This window comes from Sphaerothrix gracilis Ecp01 (assembly GCF_030405905.1).
Classification (GTDB): Bacteria; Cyanobacteriota; Cyanobacteriia; order Phormidesmidales; family Phormidesmidaceae; genus Sphaerothrix; species Sphaerothrix gracilis.
Window position 1 is genome coordinate 49,845 of record NZ_JASATW010000014.1, and the last position, 23,833, is coordinate 73,677.

Consider the following 23,833-nt stretch of genomic DNA (forward strand, 5'->3'; position numbering starts at 1 on the left):
GATTGCCTAGGGTCGTAGCGCCTGGTTGGGGAAAAGGCCGCTCAAGGCGGCCTGCCGCTCCTGGGGCGCTTCGCGGTTCATGTTGAGGACAGTTTCATAGAAAAAGAAGGAAATCCCGGCATATTGGCGATCGCGCACCGCCTTAATTTGGGTATCAATTAAATCCATTGCCGTCGGGCGACCCTTGAGTCCCGTCAAAATGCCAACTGCCGTAGGAATTCGCCGTCGTGATGCCTGAGCGGTGGCCTTGTTCATCTCCCAGACAAAGCGGTTGAGATTGTCCCGGTAAAGCTGAATAATCAGCTCGTCTACAGAACCCTGCTCGACCCAGGTAGGCCAGTCCTGCAGGTAGTTGGCGTAGGAAAACGGGTAGGGATTGGGAGAAACAGATACAATTGCTCCCGGTCGCCGCATCCGCACCACCTGAGCCACCTCGGCCATGAAGTCAGCGATTTTGCTGGCCCGCCAGCGCACCCAGGCATCATCCTGAGCCGATTCGGGGGGCTTTTTGCCGCCATGTTCTTGCTGATAGAGCGCTACCGTCACCGGATCGTAGCCAAACTCGACCGGCAAACCCATGTGATCGTCTACCTGAAAACCATCCACCGGATACCGGCGCATCACCTCATCCACCAGCAGCAGCATAAACCGCTGGACCTCGGGGTGAAAGGGATTGAGCCAAACGCGGGCATCGTTGCCCTCCTGCTTGATCTGAGTGCCGTCGGCCCGCTGAGTAATCCAGTCGGGATGACGCCGCACCAGTTCCGAATCCGCCGGGGCCATAAAGCCGAATTCAAACCAGGGAATCACCTTTAAGCCGGCCGCGTGGCCTAGCTCAACTGCCTCTTGCAGCATGTCGCGATCGCGCTGGGTGGCTTCCAGCCGCGCATCTTCAGCAGGTTCTTCCGAAAGCGGGTAGAGTCCTTGCTTCTGCCCGATGAAGCGTTCGGCAATGGCGCTGGGATAGAGGGTATCGCCCCAGTTCCAGATGGTGGGATAGATTGTGTTGAAATTTAGCTCAGCTAGGGTGGTGATGGCTTCTGACAGGCGATCGCGGCTAAAGAGCACGTCGCTATCAATGTTCGTCAGCCAGACGCCGCGAATTTCCTGGCTAGGCGCAGGTCGATCTGTGGCTAACTGCCGGGCGATGACGGTATCGGGGGGTAAAGTGCTGAGCAGTCCTGGTAGCTTGCTGGTTTGGCAGAGCAAAGCCGCCGCTTCTCCCCGGCTGACAAGCTGGTTGGGCTGTAGGCGGCGGGAAGTAGGATAGATCACTAGCCCCTGCTGTTCGAGGGCAGCGGCGATCGCTTCTCTGGCGAAGTCGGGAATGGCGGCGCTGTCTTCAAAGTTGGCGACTAGCGTAGCGTTGGCATTGCTGATGTAGGGATAGTCGCGGTAGGCAGCGATCGCGGTGATCACCTCAGCGCGTGATAGGGGGCGACTGAGGTCAAAATATTGGTTGGGATAGTGAGATAAAAAGTTGGCCGGATCGTCGAGTCCTAGGGCCGTATCGGCAGCAGTAGGAGCAGGGCTAGGAACTGGGGCCACTGTCAGCCAGCTCACCAGTTCACTCCAGGTAATGCTGTCATTGGGGCGGAAACGGCCTGCGGGATAGGCGTCCGGGCTGAGCCGATCAGACTTAGCTAAAACCTGAATGCACTGATCAGCCCAGTGATTAGCCGTGTCCGTGGGATAGACGACTGGCGGCGTTAACAGGTCTTCCAGTGGCGTCTGGGCAACAGCGGGTAGGCTGCGGTGGATGCCTAAAACTAAGGTGAACGTAAATATAAAACTGAGTGAAAGTGCCCATAGGCGCTGCGATCGCCGCCCCATTGAATCGCCTCCTGTAATGTCTTCAGTCTTTTCGCGCTGAGAAGCCCCTGCTCAGGAAAATCATTCTCCTGATTTTGCCTCAAAACGGTAACGCTGCTGAAAAAATTTGAGTTGGCGGGTAATTTTGCTGGTAGATAAATAAAGAGCGAAATGCTCGGCACGCTGGTGTTGCTGAATCAAGGTATGAACCCGACGTTTGAGGGCCATGAGCGAGATGCTCACACTTCTCCCTCCATCATTCAGATATAGGGGACAAACATCTTGCTTGCGTTCAATTCACGCACAAAACCAGCAACTGGGATGCTTTGCCCGTCCTAGCAGGCGCAGGTTTAGCCGCCGCTGCGCTTGGCTTTGTAGCCTTTGGCGGTCAAAATTTCCACTAGCTTTTGAGCATGATCGCCTTGAATTTCGACGGTGCTGTCTTTGACGGTGCCGCCGCTGCCGCACTGGGCTTTGAGGTCTTTGGCTAAGGCGGTGAGAGTTTCGGGCTTGAGCTGAAAGCCGCTGATGACGGTGACAGTTTTGCCTTTGCGTCCCTTGCGGCTGGCTTCTACTTTGATTGTTTGCTGGTTGGGCGGTAGCTCTTGTACCCCCCGCGCAAAGGCGGCGGAGCTAGAAGCGCCGAATTCGGAATAGACGACGCGATCGCTTTTGGAGCTTTTCTTTTGACGAGCCATAGATTCTAGTAGCTGTACAGGGCAAAGCTAGCAGTTCAACTTTTCCAAGCTTAGTTAATTATGGCGACACGCTGGCTTCGGCTGCGCTCAGCCAGCGGTCGGTTACGTTCAGCCAGCGGTCGGTTACGCTCAGCCAGCGGCGGCACAGAATATTTACACTTTGACGGATTCTATGAACGAACGATGAAGAATGTTCTAAGCGTAGTTATTTTTCGCATCCTACAATACTTCTCTAGCGCTTAGTCTGATGGCTATGATGAATAGCTGTGACGCATCTGCCCCTTATGCAATTCCTGCTTAGCTTTAAGATGCCTGATTTGTGTTCCCTCATCGCTGCTAACCCTCTTACTTCAATTCCGCTGCATCTGCCGGGTTTCAGAACTGACATCCGTTCGGGTACCTAAATCTTCTATCCTCAAAAGCTTGGCAAAAAATTATGTTTCTCACCCCCCGGAGAATTACCCACTGGGTCGGGCTTTGGGCGTCTACAGCGCTGGTGCCCACAGCCGCCCTAGCCCAGTCCATTACGCCTGCTACTGACGGTACAGGAACGCAAATTAATCAAAACGGCGATCGCTACACCATTACCGGCGGCAGTGCAGCAGGCAATAATCTATTTCACAGCTTTCAGGAATTCAATCTGAATGGGGCTGAAGCAGCCAATTTTCTGGCTGCGCCGACGGTTGAGAACATTTTGGGCCGGATTCGCGGCGGCAATCCGACGGCCATTAACGGGCTGCTTCAGGTTATGGGCACTCAGGCCAATCTGTATTTGATGAATCCGGCTGGGGTTTTGTTTGGACCCAATGCCCGGCTGGACTTGCCCGCTGCTTTTGGTGTCACCACCGCTGACGGTATTGGCTTTAGCAATGGCTGGTTTAGCGCCTTTGGAGACAATGACTACGCGGCCCTAGTGGGCGACCCCACCCAGTTTGCTTTTACCCAAACAACCCCCGGCCCTATCGTCAATGCCGGACAGCTCAGGGTTGAGCCGGGAGAAAGCATCATGCTGCTGGGCGGCAGCGTCATCAACACCGGAACGCTTTCAGCCCCCGGCGGTGAAGTGACGATCGCGGCGATTCCGGGTGAAAGCCTTGTTCGCATTAGTCATGATGGACTGCTGCTAAATCTAGAAGTAGAAGCGATCGCCAACAATGCCGCGATCGCTCCTAGCCCCATCACCCCCAGCACCCTGCCAGAACTACTCACGGGGAGCATCCCTAGCAGCGCGACCGGAATTACCCTTAACCCCGACGGCACCGTCACCCTCCGCGGCTCTGAGATTGCTGCCCCGGTGGCACCGGGGACAACGCTGGTAGCCGGTACGGTCGATGTGGCCGATCCGTTTGTGGGCAGCGGCGGGGCGATCAACCTGCTGGGGCAAACGGTGGGCGTGCTGGCGGCTCAGGTGGAAGCCAGCGGTGCTGCGGGTGGGGGAGATATTCGCGTCGGCGGCGGCTATCAGGGGCGAGAGGCTGTGCCCAATGCCGAGATGACGGTGATTAGCGAGGGCACTACCGTCCGGGCTGATGCCCTCAGCAATGGCAATGGTGGCCGCGTTATTGTCTGGTCAGACTTGGCAACGCGGATCTATGGCGATCTATCTGCCATCGGGGGAGCGTTGGGCGGCAATGGCGGCCTGATTGAAACTAGCAGTTTAGGCCAGTTAGATATTCAAACCGCGCCTGATGTCAGTGCGGCTCAGGGCAGCGGGGGGACATGGCTGATTGATCCGCCGACCCTGTTTATTGGCACTTCGCCTTCTAGCAACCTTGAGAACCCTGGTGCAACTTTTTTTAACCCTATTAATTCAAATATTGATTCAGTTCTAAACGTTGATACGTTATTAGCGGCGCTGGCGCCTGACAACATTACCGTAATTGTCTCAACTAGAAGTACTTCAGGCGTAGGGGGCGATATTGTCCTCAATCAACCTCTTATTTACAATGCTGGTAACGCTAGCGCTCTGGTTTTGGAAGCCGCTGAGAATATCAATATCAATGCTGCAATCACAGCGGCGGCAGGCAGTCCCCTGTCGCTGACATTTCAAGCCGACACCGACTTTACCGGCAATGGTCAAGTCCAGATTAATAACAACATCTTGACCAGCGGTGGTTCCATAACCGCAACGGGGAATACAACAGCATTAGGAGCCGAGCCTGCGATCGCCATTGCCTCCGGCGTCAATATCAATACGGGCGTTGGCGACATTAATTTAACAGCGTTGGGGAGCGGCGGCGGTATTCAAGCCAATTCGCCGCTCGTCTCTACCGGGGGCAATGTCAATCTGAACGCAGCGAATACCAGCATCGCGGTTCAAGATATCAACAGCGGCAGCGGCAATATTTCAGCCACGACTCAGGGAGATTTGACGGTCGGTAATATTCTCTCAGGCGGCAGGGTTGAATTAACCTCCAGCAACGCCAATATTCAAGCAAATACGGTCAATGCCACGGCTGGATCTGGCCCCGTTCTCCTATCTGCGGCCAGCGGATTTATTCAGGTTTTAGATAGCTTTGCCTTCAGCAACGGCAGCGCCAGCGTTGCTAGCAATGGCGGCCCGATTAGTATTGCGCACGGGGGCAACGGTCAGATTGCTTTTACCGTAGGCGATGCCAGTCAAAATGGTTCAGCCGCCGCGATCGCCAATAGTTCTACAGCGTTTAACTTTGCCCCTACCGAGGAAATCCTGTTTACTACCGCCAGAAACGGCGTCTCAATTGAGTCAATCGCGCCACCGCCACCGCCGCCCCCTAGTCTCCCCCCCGGCAGCCCCAGTTTTGTCAATGTGGAATGCCTCCCCGATTGCCGCGAAGAAAATTTGGCGGTGCAGCCGAATCTCGATCGCTCGTCAGTTTTAGGGGCAGACGCAAACATCCTTACTGAGACTAGGCAAAGGATTACAGACATTGAGACTGCCTTTACCCAGGATTTTGCCAGCTATTTAGGGCTAGAAGAGGCGGTGCCAATTCAGTCCATTGACCAGGGACAGCAAAGACTTCAGGAAATTGTCCAAACTGCAGGGACAACGCCCGCGATTATCTATGTCGCGTTCACGCCTACGGCTAGCGGCGTGCAGCAGGCGACTAAGCCCGTCATTCAGCCGGAAACTGAGGACACGATTCAGCTAGCCTCTAGAGCACAGACTAGGCTCAAAGCAGACAGTGAATATATAGCCCAGCCCAATCAGCCCCAGCAGCCCACCGATCAGCTAGAGCTAATCTTGGTTACGCCCGGCCAGGATCCGGTGCGGGTACGCCTGCCCGAAGTAACGCGATCGCAAATGCTAGAGGTCGCCAGTCAGCTCCGGCGAGAAGTCACCGATCGCACGCGCCGCCGTACCACTAGCTATCTGGCTCCAGCCCAGCAGCTCTACGACTGGATCATCACGCCGCTAGCCCCAGAACTGGAAGCTCAAAACGTGCAGCACATTTCCTTTGTGCTCGATGCCGGGCTGCGATCGCTGCCGATTGCGGCGCTGCACAGCGGGGGCGGCTTCATCATTGAGCAGTACAGCGTTGCGCTCATGCCCAGCCTCAGCCTCACCGATACCCGCTATCAGGATGTACGGGGGGCGCAGGTATTGGCAATGGGGGCCTCTGACTTTGCTCAGCTATCGGATTTGCCCGCTGTTCAGGTGGAGCTGTCCCAGATTACGGATGAGCTATGGCCGGGAGAAGCCCTGATTAATGATCAGTTTACGCCGAGCAATTTAGTAGAGCAGCGGCGCAATCGCCCCTTTAGTCTGCTGCATCTGGCCACCCACGGCGAGTTTAACGAAGGCAGCTTAGAGAATTCGTTTATTCAATTTTGGGATCGGCGGGTGCAGCTAGCTGAGATTCGCCAGCTTCAGCTCAGCGATCCCCTCGTAGAACTGCTGGTGCTGAGTGCCTGCCGGACAGCGCTTGGCAACACCCAGGCAGAGCTAGGCTTTGCCGGACTGGCAGTCCAAACCGGAGCTAAAACCGCTCTAGCCAGTCTGTGGCTAGTCGATGATGTTAGCGCCGCTAGCTTCATGATTGAGTTTTATAGCGCCTTGCGCACAACCCCCATTCGGGCCGAAGCCCTGCGACAGGCCCAGCTAGCGATGATGCGCGGCGATACTGCGGTGATGGGCGGCGTGCTGGACTGGTCTGGGGGAGAATTGCCCTTACCAGACACGGTGGCCCAAAACTTAGGCACCCTATCTCATCCCTACTTTTGGTCGGCGTTTACCATGATTGGCAGCCCTTGGTAATAAAAATTTGGCAAATCCTGGTGAATTTTTCGGATATTGCCGGGAAGGGCGGGATAATTTGGGTGATGCTATGCCGTACGGTACGGTGTCTAAACGGATACTGCTAATCGATGTATGGGGAACAGGGGCATGAAATACCAGAGTGCTGCTTGGACGACAACTTTGCTGAGCCTCGTCATGGGCTATTTGCCATCACGGGCAGTAGCTATATCCCCGGTGCTGCTCGCCAGTCCCTCTGAGACAGCGGCGGTTGATCCAGCCGCGATCGCAGCCCTACAGCCCACCGTGACGCCCACTCTGGTACCGGAAGCTGCCTCAACCCCGTTGCTAACCACTGCGCCCGTGGCAGAACGCTCTCCCCAATTGGCCCAGCTCGAACCTGAGCGCGATCGCTTTCCCCAGGCTCCCGATCCAGCACCGCTGCCGCCAGAAGACGATTCCCTTAGTCCCCCAGCACCGCCCGTAGAAGCGGCTCCGGCCAGCCCCGATGAAACCCGCGTCGAGGTAACGGATATTCAGGTAACGGGCAGCACCGTGTTTGACCAAGAGACTTTAACAGCGGCGATCGCCCCGTTTGAAAATCGTTCCCTGACGCTGGCGGAGCTGCAGCAGGCCGCCGACGCGATTACGGCCCTTTACCTACAAGAAGGCTACATTACCTCCCGCGCCATTCTGCCCAGCCAGACCGTCACCGATGGCACAGTCCAGATTACGGTGATTGAAGGCCGACTGGCTGACATTCAGGTAGAGGGAACCGAGCGACTGCGGCGCTATGTGCGCGATCGCATTGCTTTAGCAGGGCTACAGCCCCTCAATCAGGCTGAACTGGAAGATCAGCTACGGCTGCTGCGGGCCGATCCCTTGTTTGACAATATTGAAGCGAGCCTGCGAGCCGGAGAAGGTCCCGGCGAGAGCATTTTGATTGTGCGGGTAGATGAAGCGGAGGCCCTGGCGGTAACCCTCTCTGCCGACAACTACTCCCCCATCAGCGTCGGCCAGGAGCGGGTAAGCGCCAATATCCGCTATCGCAATCCGGCGGGCTTAGGGGACGAACTGTTTACTTCGGCCTATCTTTCTAGCGAAACCGGCTCTGAGATCTACGAACTGGGCTATCGAGTACCGCTGAACGCCATGAATGGCACTTTGCAGCTTCGCTTTGCCCCCAGCAATTTTAAAATTATTGACGAAGACTCGATTGGCTTTGCCCTCAACGTGCGCGGCTCTGCCGATGTCTATGAGGCCAGTTTCCGCCAGCCGCTGATTCGTACACCACGCGAGGAGCTAGCCCTGTCTTTGGGCTTTCGTCACCGGGATGGGGAAACCCTGATTGCTGACTTTATTCAGCAGGACAGCCGGGTGAGTGTCATCCAGTTTGGACAGGACTATCTGCGACGGGATCTGTCGGGGGCTTGGGCACTGCGATCGCAGTTTAGCTTTGGCATTGATGCCTTTGACGCCACAACGGCAGACTCCCCAGAACCCGACAGCCAGTTTTTTAGCTGGTTAGGCCAAATTCAGCGGGTGCAGCGCCTTGGCGCTGATCACCTGTTGATTATTCAGGGTGATTTGCAGTTGGCCAGTGATAGTCTGCTGGGGTCGGAGCAGTTTATCGTGGGGGGCGGCCAGTCTATTCGCGGCTACAGCCAAAACGTGCGGGCTGGGGACGGCGGCTTTCGCTTTTCGGTGGAAGATCGGATTACGCTGCAGCGCGACGAAGGCGGCAATCCTCGGATTCAAGTGGCCCCGTTTGTCGATATGGGCGCGGTGTGGAATCGCTTCGACGAGACAGAAACCACGGACGACAATTTTCTGTTAGGAACCGGGGTCGGCTTTATTGTCAATCTCACGTCTCAGTGGGATACGCGCCTAGACTTTGGCGTACCGCTGATTGAGCTAGACGATCCGGGCGATCCAACATCGCGCTTGCGAGTCTATTTCAACGTCAACTACCGGCTTTAATGCCAAGTAGAAGCAAGGGATAGCGGGCGGGCCGGAGGGCGCCGTATAGCCCAAAGGGCATAGAGGAAAAGCGCAGCGCAGCGCACCCCTTGAAACTGCGATCGCCCATTTTAGGTGAGTGGGGCAAAAATTGGAATTCTTGTAGAGCTTCTCGGTATTTTCTCGATTCCCTGATTAACCTGAGGTCAGATTGAGCGAGAGGGACGCTATGCGAATACTGCTGATCGAAGACGACGAGATTCTCAGTGATTTGCTGATGCAGACTCTCACGGAGCAGCGCCATGCCGTTGATTGCACTGACGACGGGCAGTTTGGCCTGGAATACGGCCTGAGCGGCACCTATGACCTCATTCTGCTAGATGTAGGTCTGCCCCGGCTAGACGGTATCGCCGTCTGTCAGGCACTTCGTCATGAAGGGAATACCACCCCCATCCTGTTGATGACTGGCAAAGATGAAACCGAGGAGCGAATTCGCGGTTTAGATGCCGGGGCAGACGATTATCTGATCAAGCCTTTTGACCTAGGGGAGCTGCAGGCTAGGGTGAGAGCGCTGCTGCGGCGCGGTAGCGTTACGCCTTCATCCATTTTGGAAATAGCCGATCTGCGGTTAAATCCTATTCGCTGTGAAGTGTCTTATCAGCAGACGCTGCTGAAGCTAACCCCGAAGGAATACAGCCTGCTAGAGCTATTCATGCGCAATCCCCAGCGGGTGTTTAGTCGGGGTCAGATTGTGGAACATCTCTGGACGTTTGACGACCCGCCCCTGGAAGATAGTGTCAAGGCTCATGTCAAAGGACTGCGGCGAAAGCTGAAGCAGGCAGGAGCCGCTGACTGGATTGAAAACGTCTACGGCCTGGGTTATAAGCTGACGCCTCAAAGCGCGATTCCGCCTCAGTCTACCGCTGAGGCAGTTACTCCGGTTACTGTCGAACAAAACTTTAATCAGGCAATGGCGGCCCTATGGCAGCAACACGCTGATCGGATGCAAGCTCGTTTAGAGGCGATCGCGGCAGCGACGGCAGCTCTGCAAAATAACCAGCTCACTGAGGAGCTAAGGGCCGCAGCAGCGACGGCAGCCCATAAGCTAGCGGGCGTGCTGGGAATGTTTGAGCGGCAGGCGGGCACTCAGATTGCTAGAACGCTAGAGCGTCTATGGGCGAGTGAGACAGCTTCTGAGATCACCGCCATATTGCCGCTAGTGCAGCAGTTAGAAACCATACTGAACCTTACTCCCTCTGTCCCTTCCAGTAGCCAGAGCCAGCCAAAACTATGGCTCATCAGCCGTGACTCGCAGCTTTGTAACCAGCTACAGTCGCTGGCTGAGACCGCAAGTCTGGGCTGGCAGCAGGTGGCTGAGACGCAAACCGCTCAGCACCTACTGCGATCGCGATCGCCAGAATTGGTGGTGCTTGATATGGCTGATACTGAGCAGTCAGAAACAGACTTGTCCCTGCTGGCGGACTTAGCCGCGCGATCGCCCGCCATCCCCACGATCGTACTAGCTCAGACAGATGACCTGAACGCTCGGATTCAGCTAGCCGCCGCTGGCATTCAGGAGCTTCTCGTTCCTCCGGTCACAGCCACTCAGCTTTGGGAACGGGTCAACCAGTGTCTCAGCCACAGCCGGGCACAGACAGCTACGGTGCTAGCGGTAGACGACGACCCAGTTTTGCTGAGTTCGCTGCAGCCCATGCTGGAGCCCTGGGGACTACGAGTGGTAACGCTGAGCGATCCGAGCCAGTTTTGGCAAACCCTCCAGGCAGTACGCCCGGATATGCTGATTTTGGATGTGGAAATGCCGGAATTTAGCGGCATTGAGCTGTGCCAGGCTGTCCGCATCGATCCGGACTGGCAAGATCTGCCCATCGTGTTTCTCACTGCCCATCAGGATAGCGAAACCATCCAGCAGGTCTTTGCCATCGGCGCTGACGACTATGTGACTAAACCGATTTTGGGGCCAGAACTTTTGACTCGTCTCACCAATCGGCTAGAGCGCAGCCGCCTGTTACAAACTTTGGCCCATCAGGACTTTAAGACCGGATTGGCAAATCAGTCCCACTCGCAGCAGCAGCTAGAACAGCTTATCCAACAGAGCGATCGCGCCCCTTTTGTGTTTGTCCTGTTTCAGCTCACCGGGCTAGCCGACATCAATCTCAAATACGGTCACTTCTGTGGCCGTCAGATCCTAAAGCGCTGGGGCACAGCGTTCAAGTCCCATCTGCCTAGCAGTGCCAAGCTAGGATATTGGGGCAATGGTGAGTTTATTGTCGGCCTGGCCAACGTCATAGTGGCGCAGGTGCCGCTGACGCCGCTGCTGACGGCTTTGCGTAAACAAGTTGTCAGCGCTCCCGATGGCAGTCGATTTCAGGTGGACTACCAGTGGAGCGCAGTCGAGGTGAGTCAGCGCGATCGCTCTGTGCAAAGTATTTATCAAGTTGCGCATCAGACCCTTGCTAGCCAGTTTGAATTTTTACCGGAAAGACTGGTCATTGCGGGACGAAATCGGCAAACTTAGATTTATTTGCCAAGCGTTCTTCTATGCCCTCTCAGTCTAATGGCGTGTTCGCCGAGGCCGCGTTTACCCAACCCGCCCAGGGGCAAACTCTCAACTGCTCGATTTTAGTTGTGGGCGGTTCCCTGGCAGCCTACTCCGCCAGCCTAACCATACTGAAAAATAACTTAGACCTGTGCCTAGTGCAGCCCCAGCGAATTGTAGGCGGGCAGTTCACCACCCAGGCTTTACCCGCCTCCGATGACGGTGACCTGCTGCGGCAAGCAGCTGGGCCGCTGCAGCTAGCGGGAGAGCAATTTGCTATTTCTAAAGCGCAGCGGCAGTTTCGTGAACGACTGCGATCGCTGCAGCCTGTCCAAAACCGCCAGGTGAGTAATCCGGGGGGAAGCTGGGTCAGTCCGCTGAGCGTCACGCCGGTCGTGGCGGCGACGGCGATGAATGAGGCGATCGCCCCCTATCTCGACAGCCAGAAGCTGAAGCTAATTGTAGAAGCTGACCCGGTTCAGGTGCTCACCCAGTCACCATCAGGACAGCCACGCCGCGTCACCGGGGTCGTCTTTCGCGATCGCAAGCGGAATCTGACTTTTACCGTCAAGGCCAAGATCGTCATTGAGGCGACCGACTTAGGCGATTTGCTAGAAATTGGCAATATTGAATCGCGGGTAGGCCAGGAAGCCCGGCACGAAACCGGAGAGGCCATTTTGCCAGAGGTGGCGCGGCCCCAGTGTCAGCAGTCAATTACCTGGGACGCGGTGGTGGAATATACCTCCTTAGAGCGCCACAGTGCCATCAAGCCGCCGTCTGGCTATGGTCAAGCCCCCTGGTTAGGAGCGCATGAGTTTACTGAACGCTTCTGGACGCAAGACAAGCACGCAGGCTGGCAAAAATGGGACTTCTTTAGCGACTTTGGCATTTTCCGCTATCGTCGTCTGGCTCGCCGCAGTCTCCACGAAAAAGAGGTGCTGCCAGGTGATGTCAGCGTCATTAACTGGGGCACTTCCAAAGAACCTGACCGCGCTTTTTGCTGCGGCAATGACTATCGACCGGGGCGGCTGGTCGGGGTTCCACCCGAAGTTAGACAGCTTCATCTACAGCGATCGCGCGATCGCACCCTGGCCTATCTCTACTATCTGCAAACCCACGGCCTGCCCAACCTGAAGCTGCGCGGCGATCTAACCTGGACGAGCGATGGCCTGGCCCTAGAACCCTATATTCGCGAGGCCCGGCGCGGCATCGCCCTCACCACGATTCGTCATGAAGACGTGGCTCTAGCCTTCTTCCCCAATCAGGCCCGCGCCCGCTGCTTTGACGATACCGCTGGCATTGGCCAGTACCACTATTTAGATCTACACGGCAACGATGAACCTGGTCACGTCAGCCCGCAGGGTAAGGACGTGATTGCGCTGCCGTTTACGCTGCCCCTCTCCGCGCTGATCCCGATCGCAACGGAAGGCTTAATCCTGTCCTCTAAAAGTCTTGGCACCAGCCACATCACCAACGCCGCTTATCGGATGCATCCGATGGAGTGGGCCATTGGCGAAGCTAGCGGCTTTTTAGCTACTTATGCGATTTGGACAGGTCATTCTCTGCGCCAAATCGTCACGGAGACGCACCATATTCGCAAGCTGCAGGGCTTCCTGACCCGCAACGGGATGCCCATTTTCTGGTTCGATGATGTGGCCCACGACGATCCAGATTTTGAAGCAATTCAGGTAATGGCGGCCGCGGGTATTGTCCGCAGCGAAAGCCACCAGGATCTGCACTTTCGCCCCTATGCCACTGTCACCCGCGCCGTTGTGTGCACCGCTCTAGTCAACTTGCTGGCGTTGGAAAAGCGACTGCCCGCTATTCCTTCTTTCTTTGACGTACGCCCCGGTGCTCACTGGGCCTACGAAACCATCGAAACCCTTTCCTCTCACAGACTTGTCGCGGGCATGGGCTATGGTCGCTTCGCCCCCGATACCGCTATGACGCGAGAGCAGCTTTCCTTCTTGCTCAAAAAAGCGGCTCCTGACGCCTATGAACTGGCCTTTGCTCAAACCCCCCAAGACAAACAGGTACTTCAGCGGCGAGAACTGTCGCGGGTGCTCTATGCTGTCTTGCGGCAGCGCCTGGAAGCGAACTAGCTCACGGCTCGCCTAAGGCAGCGGTGCTCGCGTGATCAAGCTGCGATCGCGGTCTACTTCTAGTCGCTTGACCTGCATATTGGCCACGGCGGGCATCGCTTGGAGGCTAGCAAAAATTGGCCCTGTCAGATAAGCTTGAGCGCTAGCCTCATCTGCAAACAGATAGACGCCCCCCGCTTCTGATGTATCTGGGTCATAAGTCCAGATCTTCCAAATCAACCCCGGTACGTCTGAGGCAATGCGCTGCGCGCGATCGCTGGCTGCCTGCTGCATCGCTGGCGTAGGGGCTGCTGCGTAGTGAAAAAGCACCTGCACTAGCTGATAAGCCACTGACTTCCTAGCTCCAGTTAGCTGTCTAGGGAAGACTCACTATCGACTGTCTCAAACTGATCTTCTTCAATCGGCTGATCAAAGAGGCCAAACAGCGGCCCTAAAACTGCGCCGAAGACAAAGCCGCCAGCATGAGCCCAATAAGCGACACCGCCGCTTTCCATACCGACGTTGGCAGGAGCTTCTAAGCTGGCAACACCATAAAATGCCTGCTGCAGGAACCAGAAGCCAAGATAGACAATGGCCGGAATGCGGAAGGTGGTAAAGAAAAAGCCAAGGGGAACAAAGGTGAGAATTCGCACTTTGGGATAGCGGAAGATGTAAGCCCCCATCACACCCGCGATCGCGCCGCTGGCTCCCAGCGAAGGAATCGTCGAATCGGCGCTGAAATACCACTGGGCCAGTCCGGCTAGAGCACCACAGAATAGGTAAAACAGCAAAAACCTAATTCGGCCTAGCTGCTCTTCTAAATTGTTGCCGAAAATCCACAGGTAGAGCATATTGCCGCCCACGTGCAAAAATCCGGCGTGTAAAAACTGGCTGGTAAACAGCGTTTTCCACTCGCTGAGGCTGGGCGCTGCTAGTCCCGTCTCAAAACTGACTGAGAGTTCTTGGGGCACGATTGCCCACTCGTGGAAAAAGTTGAATAGTCCGGCCTGGGAAAGTGACAGCTCATACAAAAAAATGAGGACGTTTAAAGCAATTAGCCCATAAGTCACATAAGGCGTAATTGTAATTGGATTATCGTCTTTAAGAGGTACCACAGCCTTACAGCCTCGACGCAACACGTAGCAGCAGAATAGCGAACCACCTGCCACTCGGTATAGTCCCACTGCCCCGGTTGAGATTCATCTGTCTATTGACGTGGTTTGGCTACTATTTTGACCGCTATCAATCTGGAAACAGGCCCGTCTGGAATTATCTTTTTGATGAGTCTGCAATATCTGCCCGTCATAGAAATGGGGCTAACCGTCATTGACAGTCGCTTTTAAACTGCGCCAAGATAAAAAAGATTGCAATTTGTAAACCTCTTGGCATGACGCCTGAAATTATTTCGCTGGAAGCCTTGCAGGCCATTGCTCATGAGTATGGCTACTGGGCAGTTTTCTTAGGCATTCTTTTAGAAAATACGGGGATTCCAATTCCGGGGGAAACAGTGACCCTGGTGGGCGGCTTCTTAGCCGGGGAGAAAGAGCTGAGCTACTGGTATGTTCTGGGCTGCGCCACCGCCGGAGCTGTTCTAGGCGATAATTTTGGCTATTGGATTGGCTTTTATGGCGGCTGGCCGCTGCTGACGCGGCTGGGTAAAATTTTTCGGATTGAAGAAGAAAAGCTAATGGCCGTCCGTGACAAATTTAGTCGCAACGCCCCTAAGGCCGTTATTTTTGGGCGTTTCGTGGCCCTGCTGCGAATTTTTGCTGGGCCTTTGGCTGGCATTGCCAAGATGCCCTATTCTCAGTTTTTCGTTTGCAATCTGGTCGGGGCGGCGGCCTGGGCAACGGTCATGGTCAGCTTAGCCTACTTTATCGGTCAGATTATTCCGCTCTCGGTGCTAGTAAACTGGACGGGCCAGTTCGCGGTGCTGACGCTGGTAGCTATCCTGATTTGGCTGGGCGTAACCTGGTGGTTAGGACGGCGGCAGGCCGCTGAAGTACTCAACTCAGAGAAGTAAGATGACAGCTGGGTTGAGCCTGAGCCTTTGACAGAAAGAGAAAGGTTGCTGGCGATCGCAGATACCAGGCCGACTTTTTCTGGGCAATCTTAGCTAAGAAAGGTGCGATCGCCTGTAAACCTACTACGAGAGTCTGTTATGGAAAGCGGTATCTATATTGTCGCCAATGATAAAGTTGCCGATAATGCGATCGCCCTGCTGAACAGTCTCCGCCTGCAGGATCCAGATATTCCGGTCGTTTTAATTCCCTTCAATCAGGACTATCAGCGAACCGCTGCTATTCTGTCTGAGCTGCATCAGGTCACGCTCTTTCCTGACTTACCTTTCCTTGAAGACTTTACCCAAACCATCGGTGAGATTTTTCCCAGAGATTTCTTAGCCCTGCCCAACAAAATGCGCAAGCTGGCGGCTTGGTTTGGCCCGCTGCAAAATTTTCTGTACGTTGACACCGATATTCTGCTGTTCCGTCCCATCACCGAAACGCTTGACTTTTTAGCTCAGGCTGACTTCATTTGCTGTGACTATCACTCCACCGGGCGAGGACTGGCCGATGTCTTCTCAGAACAGGTACTAGAGCAGCAAATTTTCTCGGCAGCAGCGCTACAAGACGTCTTCAACAGCGGCTTCTGGGGATCTAAAAAAGACACGATTACGCTAGAGCAGATGTATGGTCTGCTACGGGAATGCGCTCAGCACCGAGAATACTTCGATTTTTCCAGCGGCACCACCGATCAGCCGCTAATGAACTACCTCGTGCTGCAGGCGATTCCGTCGCGGTTGAATTTGACCCAGGCCGTTGAGCATGAACCGGGAAGCTGGGCCGGATCCTCTCATTTTCAGCGCAAAGACCATAAACTCTACGATGGGGAAACCCCCTTACGTTATCTGCACTGGGCCGGAACTCCTATGCACACCGGCGGGCCATACCGCGATCTTTGGGAGTACTACCGCTATCTGCATAATCCCGGCGAGCGGCCAGCGGCGGCAGATACGCCGCCGCGCTGGCGTACTTGGATGACCCAGCTCAAGCAGACTCTGAAGAGGTAAAGCCTAAATAGGCAAACCTAAACAAGGGTACTGTAGATTGCTGTCGGGCATAGCCGCAACGCCCCGTTGGCAAAGCTTTAAGACATGGCGCTGCTGACGGCAAATTGCCTGTCTCCGTGAAAACCCATCCTGCGGTAGACGATTAAAGCTTCTGATTATCCTTAACCTGAGCATGGCTAAAATTTAATCTGGTTATTGGTCTTTATGAAACATCAGTTCAAAGTTCCTAGTCTCTCTGCTGACTCCGCCGACAAGGTTAAGGAAATTATCTTAACGGCTGAACCCAAAGCCTCAGTTGATTTAGACTTGGATCAAAAAGTAGTCATGGTAGAAACCGAAGCATCAGATGAGTCTCTGCGTCAACTGATTGTCTCGGCTGGGCACGAGGTTGCTTAGATTAATTCCTAATTGCCGTCAGGCCGATTCTGCTCTCTTGCAGGTAATAGGTTAAATCAGCCAGAGAACTTAAAAATAGGTTCTCTGGTTTTCAATTCAGAGGCTCTTATTTGAAGTTATGGCTACCAGATGGGTAAGCTGAGCTTTAGAGTCTTTGCGTGCTGTCCGTGCCAAAAGTTAGCGTTTGCATTCCGACCTATAACCGGGCTAAGCTTCTGCCCTATGCGGTCAACAGCGTCTTAAACCAGACATACCCTGATTTTGAGCTGCTGATCTGTGACGACGCCTCACCGGATAACACAGCGGCTATCGTCCAGCAGTGGCAAGACCCTCGGATTCGCTACATTCGTCATCCGCAAAACATTCAGCGCAGTCGCAATATGCGCTCTGGGTTTGAGGCCGCCACCGGGGACTATTTCATCAAGTTTGACGATGACGATGCCCTTACCCCAACCTTTTTAGAGAAAACCGTCGCCGTCCTCGATCGCCATGCAGTCGTAGATTTCGTCTGCACTGATCATTGGGTCATCAATGCCCTCAGCCAGCGAGATTCAGACGCCACGGCAGCCAATTCAGCCAAGTGGGGCAAAGATCGCCTAAAGACCGGCATCATCTCAGATTTGGTGACAGAAACTTTTCATCATCAAAGCCTGCAAGTCGGCTCGACCCTGTTTCGCAAAGATTGCTTAGAGCAAGTTGACTTCATGCGCTTTGAGGCCGATGGCTGTGAGGACTTTGATTTGCTAGTGCGTCTAGCGATCGCGGGTAAAACAGGCTACTTCATTCCAGAGCGGCTGATGGAGTATCGTTTTCACGGTGGCCAAACTAGCCTGAAGCAAGATATCCACTTTTTATCTGCTAAGCTGCACTGCTTAGAGAGCTATCGGTTCAAGCAAGCAGATTTGGAGCGATCGCGCCACAGCAAGATACAAGACCTCAAACAGGTTTTAGCCTTACGACTGATTGAGCAAGGAGAAACCCATCGGGGCCGTCAACTCTTGCGAGAACTACAGCAGGCTGAGGGGCTTTCTACCCGCGCCAGAGCAGGGCTGATGCTTTCCTATGCGCCCCTGGGCTTACGCCAGCTTATTTTCCAAGGCTTCCGTCAGATACGCCCCCCAGATTACAGCGAGCGAGTGCGCAATGCCACGGGTTAAATATGCTGTCTGGTTGGGATTGTGGCTGGCTGTGGCCAGCTTGATCGTTGCGTGCCGCAACTTCTCACAGCCAACCGTTGAGGCAATGTCAGCGATTTCCCCTATTTCACAGCCAGCCCCAGCTATTACCTATCAAACACATACGCTGCCTGACGCCACGCTGCACGTATTGACAGTGCCAACAGACAGCTACGAGGTTGCGGTAGAGCTGGCCGATGGACTCGCCTCAGTCCGCGAAATAGGAATACAAACTGGCGCGATCGCAGTGCTCAATGCTGGCTTTTTTGATCCGCAGAATGGGCAAACCACTTCTTATGTCATCACCCAAGGGGAACTGGTCGCCGATCCAAACCAGAATCAGCGCTTAATCGGCAATCCCGATCTGCAGCCTTACCTAGAGCAAATTTTGAACCGCTCAGAATTTCGGCGCTATCAGTGTGGCTCGGAAACTCAATACGACATTGTGGCTCATAAGGCTCCCATTCCCCCAGCCTGCAGTTTAACCGAGGCTGTAGGCGCAGGGCCGCAGCTACTGCCAGCAGACACGTCTGCAGCAGAAGGCTTTACTACTTACAACAGCGAGGGCCAACTGATTCGAGACGCCCTGGGCGGGCAGCGACGCAATGCCAGAACCGCTATCGGCCTGACGGCGGCAGGTGAGGTAATTTTAGCAATGGCTGCCCAACAGCCGCAGGCTCCTACAGACTCTGGCTTTTCATTAGGGGAAATGGCAGCGTTTATGCGATCGCTGGGCGCGGTTAAAGCGCTGAATTTGGACGGTGGTAGTTCATCCTCTCTCTACTATCAGGGGGATTTGTATCTGGGGCGGGTAAATGCGGCAGGCGACTTTGTTGAGCGGCCTGTTCGCTCAGCGCTGCTGGTCAGGCTTAAATCTGAGTAGCTGGGAGTTGAGCTCAGTCGGTCTTGCCAAGCAGCGCATATAAAACAGACGTTGTGGTTAAGCATTACGGCTTTGGGCCTAGCATTGCCCCCCTGAAATAGCAGGCCAGCAAAAAAGTTTGATGCCTCTTGACAATCAAATGCGCCAGCCTGCTATTATACAAAAGCCTGATTTATTGGGGTGTGGCCAAGTGGTAAGGCAGCGGATTTTGGTTCCGCCATTCCTAGGTTCGAATCCTAGCACCCCAGTTAAGCCTATCTAGTTTCCACATCTGGCTGCTCGGCATCTGAATTTTGGGAGAGCTAAGCAGCTTTCTGAGATGGCTAAAATGGCTGTCTCAGAAAGCCCGTTTGATTAGACATTGTGATTAGTGACAATAGCGATTAGGCTGAGAGCCGATAGCGCCAGCCTTTTTTAAGCTGGCGTAGCAGTTTGAGCCAGTATTGAGCTGGAACGGCGTAAAAAGTAAAGACGTCGCCATAGGCTAGATTGGCGTTTTGATGATGCAACCAGTGCCGCTCAGGGGTGGTGATACAGAGTAGTCGGCACAGCTTTTTCACCAGCGGCGGCGTCTGATAGCGGCTGGAAAACTGATGCCGCCAAATAACGTGAAGTTCAGCTAGAACCAGTCCTAGCAAAACACCCTCAGCTGAAATTGACCACAGCAAGGGTATCCACACGACGTAAGAAAGAAAAGCCAAAAAGCCGAAAAGCAGTGCCACTGGCTGCCGATTGAGCCAGGCATAGCGGACAAAGCTGCGATGGGGACTGTGGTGAACAATTGCATGGTATCGACCAAAGACGTGTTCTGGAACGTGGTATAGAAAGGTGGCGACAAAATCTCCTAGCAGCAGCAGTAATAAAGCGCTCAGGGCAATTTCCATAGGGCTGAATTCCTCACAGTTGAGTGCAAGCTAGCAGCCCAGCGTTAAGCTTTATTTAATTTTTGCTTTAGATTTTGTTACTTTTCCTTTAAGCCCTCAAAGCCGATGGCGATCGCAGAGCTGCCGCTAATAGCTTCTAAACTTTTTGGCTGAAGAAAAAATGTCTGCTCTTGGAAATAGGTCAATATCCGCCAAATGACCCTCATGCGCGACTCGAAGAGGCTGTATCTTAAGGAGAGTCAGCGCTTGTAGTTCCTGAGCAATGCCATTTGAGCTGCCCCCGCCCCCAAGCGAGAACGCTGTTTATCTGCAACATCGACGGTGGATGATACGCGCGCTGGAGCTGGCAGAGGCCGCTGGGGCCGCCGACGAGGTGCCGGTGGGGGCAGTGATAGTGGGGCCTGATAATCAGGCGATCGCGGAAGCGGCTAATCGCCGCCAGCGAGATCACGACCCGACTGCTCACGCCGAAATTTTGGCTTTGAGGGCGGCTGGACAAGTGCTCAAAAGCTGGTATCTCAACCAGTGCACTCTGTATGTCACTTTGGAACCCTGTGCCATGTGTGCGGGCGCGCTGATTCAGGCTAGGCTAGGGCTTTTAGTCTACGGCGCAGACGACCTAAAAGCAGGCGCTGTGCAATCCGCGCTCAATTTGCCGGATAGTGCCTGTTCTAACCACCGTCTACCCGTTATAGCGGGCATTCTAGGGGTTAGCTGCCGTCAGCAGATGCAGCAGTGGTTCAAGCAGCATCGCCAGCAACCGCCTACCTTTTAACAGTAGGCACTTTTATAAATCCTCAGACGTCATTCATTTTTTTGTCGAGTCGCATGACACCCCCTAAACTGTCCTGATAAATGCAATATTTTTGAGCCAACCGTTTTACGGTAAGACTGAAGCGCACTCAGCCCGCTTCACTGTCCAAAAACTGACGATACTAATTTTTGAAATAACTATGGTGGACGATTCCAAACAGGAGCAGCTAGCTACTCAACACCCCAGCACATCTCAACTTTCTCCCTGGCTAACTCCCCTAGCTTATTTCCTGGGCAACCGTATCCTAATGCCGTTTTACTTTGGCCAGATTAAAGTGACCGGACAGGAAAATCTACCGGAAACCGGCCCCGTCATTTTGGCCCCAACCCACCGGGCCCGGTGGGATGCGCTGCTCATTGCTTACGCTACAGGTCGCAGTGTCACCGGACGAGATTTGCGCTTCATGGTCACGGCTGATGAGGTCAAAGGACTGCAGGGCTGGTTTATCCGTCGACTAGGGGGATTTCCAATCAATGTCTTTCGGCCTTCGATCACGACGATCAGACACGGCGTAGACCTGCTGCGTAGCGGCGAGATGATGGTAATTTTTCCAGAAGGCGGTATCTTCCGGGATGAACAGGTACACAATCTCAAGCCCGGACTGGCCCGGATTGCGCTCCAGTCTGAGTCCTTGGCTGAAGGGCTAGGCGTGCAAATTGTCCCTGTTAGCCTGCACTACGAACATCCCTATCCCCGCTGGGGTAGCGACGTGGAAATTCGGATTGGTAAGCCCGTGGCCGTTGATGCCTATGTAGAAGGTACGCCCAAAGTTCAGGCCCGGCGCTTAACCGATAAGCTGAGTGAGTCACTGCAAAGCCTGTCAGAGGGCAAAGTCAACCGACCTCTGGCGATCGCGGGTATGCGGTAGCACAGCCAGAATTTGGGGCCGGGGCAGCGATGGCAAAGTCAAAAATTAGACCGATCGCGATTTGCTTGTTTCGCCAGGGCGATCGCATCTTAGTTCACGAAGGCTATGACAGCCAGAAAGTGGAAGCCTTCTGCCGACCATTGGGCGGCGGGATTGACTTTGGCGAAACCAGTCAAGCCGCGATCGCCCGTGAAATTCAGGAAGAACTGGGGGCTGAAATTAGCGATATTCGGCTGCTCGGTATCTTAGAATCAATTTTTGAATACAGAGGCGATCGCCTGCACGAAATTGTCTTTGTGTATGATGCTCGGTTTGTCGATGCAGCCTGGTATCAAAAGCCAGTTCTACAGGTGCAAGAGGGTAAGCGGCAGTTTGAGGCTCGCTGGCGATCGCTTGATCAGCTGCGGGGCGATAATCCTCGTCTGGTGCCAGAGCAGCTTTGGACGCTTTTACAATGAGGGGTGCTCAATCATGGTAGAGGGTTTGGTCTTGGTGGCGGGTGCCACCGGCGGCGTCGGGCAGCTAGCGGTAGCTCAGCTACTGGCCCAGGATTATTCAGTTCGAGTGTTGACCCGCAGCGCTGCTAAAGCGCAAAAGCTTTTTGGCGATCGCGTTGCCATCGCTGAGGGAGATATACAGCAGCCCGCAACGCTTCCGGCTGCGACCCAGGGAGTCAGCGCTATCCTCTGCTGTACAGGAACAACGGCTTTTCCTTCTAGTCGCTGGCAGTTTGAGTTTGAGCAGAGCGAAAGCGGCTTTGCCCAAGCAATCGGGTGGGCGAAAGTTCTGTTTGATGCCGACTACCGCCGCCAGCAGGCTCAAAACAGTCCGTATCAGGTAGATGCTATTGGTGTCAGCAACTTAGTTGCCGCCGCGCCTCAGTCAATCAGCCGTTTTGTGTTTGTGTCCTCCTGCGGTATCGAGCGCAAAGATCAGCTACCGTTTAGCCTGCTCAATGCCTTCGGTGTTTTAGAGGCTAAGCAGCAGGGTGAGCAGGCAATCTTAGCTTCCGGTTTACCCTACACAATTATTCGACCCGCGCGGCTGATTGATGGGCCATACACTTCTTATGACCTCAATACGCTGCTACAGGCCAAAACTCAAGGTGAGCTAGACGTTGTCCTAGGAACCGGAGATCGGCTAAACGGCCAAACTAGCCGTATCGACGTGGCTGCTGCCTGTGTCGCCAGCCTGCAGTTTGCAGCCGCTCGCAACCAAATTTTTGAGATCATCAGTCAGGGCGATCGCCCAGCCCAAATTGACTGGCAAGAGAAATTTGAGCGCCTGTCTGCCTAAGCGTACAGATCAATCGCCAAGCGGCTGTAGGTCTATTGCCAAAGTGACTAGCCCTTTAATCCTAGGGTGAGCTGAAGCTGGGGAGGATTTCTGGCGTCGTCTGGTAAGGACTGGGGACAGGAGTGAATGGCCGGGCAGTAGGGGCGATAGCTGCAGCGATCGCACTGATTACCGGGCTGAGGTTCCCAGGTATAGTCAGCCCTAAGCTGGAGCGCTAAGTGGCAAATCAGCCGCTGCACCTGCTTTTTGTGATCCGGCGTCACTGCGAAACTAAACTTTTCGCTGGTTCTCAGATTAATTAGGCTGAGCTTTTGTAGAGCGCGCTGGTAACGTTGCTCTAAGGCCAGATAATACAGCCCTAGCTGAATTTCGATTTCCTGAGAAGCCGCTGGCGGCTGAAACGACTTGCTGGACTTGTAGTCAATCAGCTCTAGGCCGCCGTCTGGTAAAAGATCAAGGCGATCGTAGCGCCCAGAAAGTCTAAACTCTAAACCCTCTGCCTCCAACGTGCCCTGGATTTTGCCCTCCACGGCCAAAGGACGCCGTAGGCTAACGGCGGGCTGCACAAAAGCAGCATAATAGTCCTGCAGCATCAGCCAGCCCTCGCTTTGCTGGGCGGGCGTAAGGCGATCGCGCGATCGCGTCCAGCAGGAGGCCAGCCAGGTCAGCTCTGGTAGCGGTTCCTGGTAGTGCCAGTCCTGGTAGAACTGAGCTAGGGTCTGATGCAAAGCAATCCCCAGCGTTGCTGTGCCAAAAGCAGTGCCTGCCTGCAATCCACGCTCATATTTGAAGTAATACGCCTGGGGGCAGCGATGATAAGATTGCAGCTTCGTTGCAGAAAGAAAATAAGCCATAGGCACAGACAGCATAGGGGCCTCGGCCTGATTGTATAGCCTGACTCTGCTAACCGACAATTACAAAGATTAGACAAGTTCAAATTCAAGTCTTTGACCAAAAACCGTAATTTACCGGATGCCCAATTCCGTTTTCATATGGGTAAATACAGTTTAGGTCAGTGCTTCTACCCAACTACGACATAGCGGAACCTTTCCCAAAACTGTCAAGTCTTTATAGATGGCTTTGAAGTTATTGTAAAAGGCACAATAGTTTGTCCGCTTGTTCAA

The 23,833-nt window shown here is 54.4% G+C and carries 21 protein-coding genes and 1 tRNA gene; 15 read left to right on the plus strand and 7 right to left on the minus strand.

Annotated elements, in window-relative coordinates; genetic code table 11:
- Nucleotides 1-6: 6 nt before the first annotated feature.
- The 3 genes from QJQ48_RS16420 to QJQ48_RS16430 all read right to left on the minus strand — a co-directional run bounded on the left by QJQ48_RS16420 (nucleotide 7) and on the right by QJQ48_RS16430 (nucleotide 2,510).
- Nucleotides 7-1,833 carry a glycoside hydrolase family 10-like protein gene (locus QJQ48_RS16420; protein WP_346292324.1) on the minus strand — a complete coding sequence of 609 codons (1,827 nt, stop codon included), beginning with the start codon at nucleotides 1,831-1,833 and terminating at the stop codon, nucleotides 7-9.
- 60 nt (nucleotides 1,834-1,893) lie between these two features.
- Complete coding sequence (locus QJQ48_RS16425) at nucleotides 1,894-2,055, minus strand: hypothetical protein (protein ID WP_346292325.1); 162 nt, start codon at nucleotides 2,053-2,055, stop codon at nucleotides 1,894-1,896.
- 107 nt (nucleotides 2,056-2,162) lie between these two features.
- Nucleotides 2,163-2,510, minus strand: coding sequence for a translation initiation factor (locus tag QJQ48_RS16430; protein ID WP_346292326.1), 348 nt, complete (start codon nucleotides 2,508-2,510; stop codon nucleotides 2,163-2,165).
- A 436-nt stretch (nucleotides 2,511-2,946) separates the two neighbouring features.
- On the opposite strand from QJQ48_RS16430, the gene QJQ48_RS16435 reads away from it, so the two are divergent.
- The 4 genes from QJQ48_RS16435 (at nucleotide 2,947) to QJQ48_RS16450 (ending at nucleotide 13,344) form a co-directional block, all read left to right on the plus strand.
- The gene (locus tag QJQ48_RS16435) at nucleotides 2,947-6,747 is read left to right on the plus strand and encodes a CHAT domain-containing protein (RefSeq protein ID WP_346292327.1); all 3,801 of its coding nucleotides are present in this window, start codon (nucleotides 2,947-2,949) and stop codon (nucleotides 6,745-6,747) included.
- Between the two features lie 129 nt (nucleotides 6,748-6,876).
- Complete coding sequence (locus tag QJQ48_RS16440) at nucleotides 6,877-8,706, plus strand: ShlB/FhaC/HecB family hemolysin secretion/activation protein (RefSeq protein WP_346292328.1); 1,830 nt, start codon at nucleotides 6,877-6,879, stop codon at nucleotides 8,704-8,706.
- A gap of 208 nt (nucleotides 8,707-8,914) precedes the next feature.
- On the plus strand, nucleotides 8,915-11,221 hold the full coding sequence (locus QJQ48_RS16445; protein ID WP_346292329.1) for a response regulator: 2,307 nt from the start codon (nucleotides 8,915-8,917) through the stop codon (nucleotides 11,219-11,221).
- Between the two features lie 23 nt (nucleotides 11,222-11,244).
- Complete coding sequence (locus QJQ48_RS16450; RefSeq protein ID WP_346292330.1) at nucleotides 11,245-13,344, plus strand: FAD-dependent oxidoreductase; 2,100 nt, start codon at nucleotides 11,245-11,247, stop codon at nucleotides 13,342-13,344.
- A gap of 12 nt (nucleotides 13,345-13,356) precedes the next feature.
- Here the strand turns inward: QJQ48_RS16450 and QJQ48_RS16455 are convergent, their stop codons facing one another.
- Entirely contained in the window at nucleotides 13,357-13,674 is a 318-nt protein-coding gene (locus QJQ48_RS16455; protein ID WP_346292331.1) for a YdhR family protein, read from the minus strand.
- 17 nt (nucleotides 13,675-13,691) lie between these two features.
- Nucleotides 13,692-14,438, minus strand: coding sequence for a rhomboid family intramembrane serine protease (locus QJQ48_RS16460; RefSeq protein WP_346292332.1), 747 nt, complete (start codon nucleotides 14,436-14,438; stop codon nucleotides 13,692-13,694).
- A gap of 105 nt (nucleotides 14,439-14,543) precedes the next feature.
- Here QJQ48_RS16460 and QJQ48_RS16465 point away from each other — a divergent pair, with 105 nt between their 5' ends.
- From QJQ48_RS16465 to QJQ48_RS16495, 7 genes are all read left to right on the plus strand, one after another.
- The gene (locus QJQ48_RS16465; RefSeq protein ID WP_346292333.1) at nucleotides 14,544-14,666 is read left to right on the plus strand and encodes a hypothetical protein; all 123 of its coding nucleotides are present in this window, start codon (nucleotides 14,544-14,546) and stop codon (nucleotides 14,664-14,666) included.
- Between the two features lie 44 nt (nucleotides 14,667-14,710).
- Complete coding sequence (locus tag QJQ48_RS16470) at nucleotides 14,711-15,346, plus strand: DedA family protein (protein WP_346292334.1); 636 nt, start codon at nucleotides 14,711-14,713, stop codon at nucleotides 15,344-15,346.
- 138 nt (nucleotides 15,347-15,484) lie between these two features.
- The gene (locus tag QJQ48_RS16475; RefSeq protein WP_346292335.1) at nucleotides 15,485-16,393 is read left to right on the plus strand and encodes an Npun_R2821/Npun_R2822 family protein; all 909 of its coding nucleotides are present in this window, start codon (nucleotides 15,485-15,487) and stop codon (nucleotides 16,391-16,393) included.
- A gap of 204 nt (nucleotides 16,394-16,597) precedes the next feature.
- Nucleotides 16,598-16,789, plus strand: a complete 192-nt coding sequence (locus tag QJQ48_RS16480; RefSeq protein ID WP_346292336.1) for a copper chaperone — start codon at nucleotides 16,598-16,600, stop codon at nucleotides 16,787-16,789.
- A gap of 167 nt (nucleotides 16,790-16,956) precedes the next feature.
- Entirely contained in the window at nucleotides 16,957-17,946 is a 990-nt protein-coding gene (locus QJQ48_RS16485) for a glycosyltransferase family 2 protein (protein ID WP_346292337.1), read from the plus strand.
- A gap of 85 nt (nucleotides 17,947-18,031) precedes the next feature.
- On the plus strand, nucleotides 18,032-18,847 hold the full coding sequence (locus QJQ48_RS16490; protein ID WP_346292338.1) for a phosphodiester glycosidase family protein: 816 nt from the start codon (nucleotides 18,032-18,034) through the stop codon (nucleotides 18,845-18,847).
- A 176-nt stretch (nucleotides 18,848-19,023) separates the two neighbouring features.
- A tRNA-Gln gene (locus tag QJQ48_RS16495) sits at nucleotides 19,024-19,095 on the plus strand.
- A gap of 135 nt (nucleotides 19,096-19,230) precedes the next feature.
- Here the strand turns inward: QJQ48_RS16495 and QJQ48_RS16500 are convergent.
- Nucleotides 19,231-19,731: a sterol desaturase gene (locus QJQ48_RS16500; RefSeq protein WP_346292339.1), complete on the minus strand. Its 501-nt coding sequence runs from the start codon at nucleotides 19,729-19,731 to the stop codon at nucleotides 19,231-19,233.
- A gap of 262 nt (nucleotides 19,732-19,993) precedes the next feature.
- Between QJQ48_RS16500 and tadA the strand changes: the two genes are divergently transcribed.
- From tadA to QJQ48_RS16520, 4 genes are all read left to right on the plus strand, one after another.
- Entirely contained in the window at nucleotides 19,994-20,506 is a 513-nt protein-coding gene (gene tadA / locus QJQ48_RS16505; RefSeq protein WP_346292340.1) for a tRNA adenosine(34) deaminase TadA, read from the plus strand.
- Nucleotides 20,507-20,684: 178 nt separating this feature from the next.
- Nucleotides 20,685-21,413, plus strand: a complete 729-nt coding sequence (locus tag QJQ48_RS16510; protein ID WP_346292341.1) for a lysophospholipid acyltransferase family protein — start codon at nucleotides 20,685-20,687, stop codon at nucleotides 21,411-21,413.
- Between the two features lie 29 nt (nucleotides 21,414-21,442).
- The gene (locus tag QJQ48_RS16515; protein ID WP_346292342.1) at nucleotides 21,443-21,871 is read left to right on the plus strand and encodes an NUDIX hydrolase; all 429 of its coding nucleotides are present in this window, start codon (nucleotides 21,443-21,445) and stop codon (nucleotides 21,869-21,871) included.
- Nucleotides 21,872-21,884: 13 nt separating this feature from the next.
- Nucleotides 21,885-22,709: an SDR family oxidoreductase gene (locus tag QJQ48_RS16520; protein ID WP_346292343.1), complete on the plus strand. Its 825-nt coding sequence runs from the start codon at nucleotides 21,885-21,887 to the stop codon at nucleotides 22,707-22,709.
- A gap of 47 nt (nucleotides 22,710-22,756) precedes the next feature.
- Here the strand turns inward: QJQ48_RS16520 and QJQ48_RS16525 are convergent, their stop codons facing one another.
- Entirely contained in the window at nucleotides 22,757-23,578 is an 822-nt protein-coding gene (locus QJQ48_RS16525) for a RecB family exonuclease (protein WP_346292344.1), read from the minus strand.
- Nucleotides 23,579-23,833 lie beyond the last annotated feature (255 nt).

Excerpts from the sequence above, each read along its gene's own strand:
- QJQ48_RS16450 (WP_346292330.1), top strand. The coding sequence starts at position 11,245 with ATGCCCTCTCAGTCTAATGGCGTGTTCGCCGAGGCCGCGTTTACCCAA.
- QJQ48_RS16490 (WP_346292338.1), top strand. The coding sequence starts at position 18,032 with ATGTCAGCGATTTCCCCTATTTCACAGCCAGCCCCAGCTATTACCTAT.
- QJQ48_RS16480 (WP_346292336.1), top strand. The coding sequence starts at position 16,598 with ATGAAACATCAGTTCAAAGTTCCTAGTCTCTCTGCTGACTCCGCCGAC.
- QJQ48_RS16420 (WP_346292324.1), bottom strand. The coding sequence starts at position 1,833 with ATGGGGCGGCGATCGCAGCGCCTATGGGCACTTTCACTCAGTTTTATA.
- QJQ48_RS16500 (WP_346292339.1), bottom strand. The coding sequence starts at position 19,731 with ATGGAAATTGCCCTGAGCGCTTTATTACTGCTGCTGCTAGGAGATTTT.
- QJQ48_RS16520 (WP_346292343.1), top strand. The coding sequence starts at position 21,885 with ATGGTAGAGGGTTTGGTCTTGGTGGCGGGTGCCACCGGCGGCGTCGGG.
- QJQ48_RS16440 (WP_346292328.1), top strand. The coding sequence starts at position 6,877 with ATGAAATACCAGAGTGCTGCTTGGACGACAACTTTGCTGAGCCTCGTC.
- QJQ48_RS16475 (WP_346292335.1), top strand. The coding sequence starts at position 15,485 with ATGGAAAGCGGTATCTATATTGTCGCCAATGATAAAGTTGCCGATAAT.
- QJQ48_RS16515 (WP_346292342.1), top strand. The coding sequence starts at position 21,443 with ATGGCAAAGTCAAAAATTAGACCGATCGCGATTTGCTTGTTTCGCCAG.
- QJQ48_RS16430 (WP_346292326.1), bottom strand. The coding sequence starts at position 2,510 with ATGGCTCGTCAAAAGAAAAGCTCCAAAAGCGATCGCGTCGTCTATTCC.
- QJQ48_RS16435 (WP_346292327.1), top strand. The coding sequence starts at position 2,947 with ATGTTTCTCACCCCCCGGAGAATTACCCACTGGGTCGGGCTTTGGGCG.
- tadA (WP_346292340.1), top strand. The coding sequence starts at position 19,994 with ATGCCATTTGAGCTGCCCCCGCCCCCAAGCGAGAACGCTGTTTATCTG.
- QJQ48_RS16525 (WP_346292344.1), bottom strand. The coding sequence starts at position 23,578 with ATGCTGTCTGTGCCTATGGCTTATTTTCTTTCTGCAACGAAGCTGCAA.
- QJQ48_RS16445 (WP_346292329.1), top strand. The coding sequence starts at position 8,915 with ATGCGAATACTGCTGATCGAAGACGACGAGATTCTCAGTGATTTGCTG.
- QJQ48_RS16510 (WP_346292341.1), top strand. The coding sequence starts at position 20,685 with ATGGTGGACGATTCCAAACAGGAGCAGCTAGCTACTCAACACCCCAGC.
- QJQ48_RS16470 (WP_346292334.1), top strand. The coding sequence starts at position 14,711 with ATGACGCCTGAAATTATTTCGCTGGAAGCCTTGCAGGCCATTGCTCAT.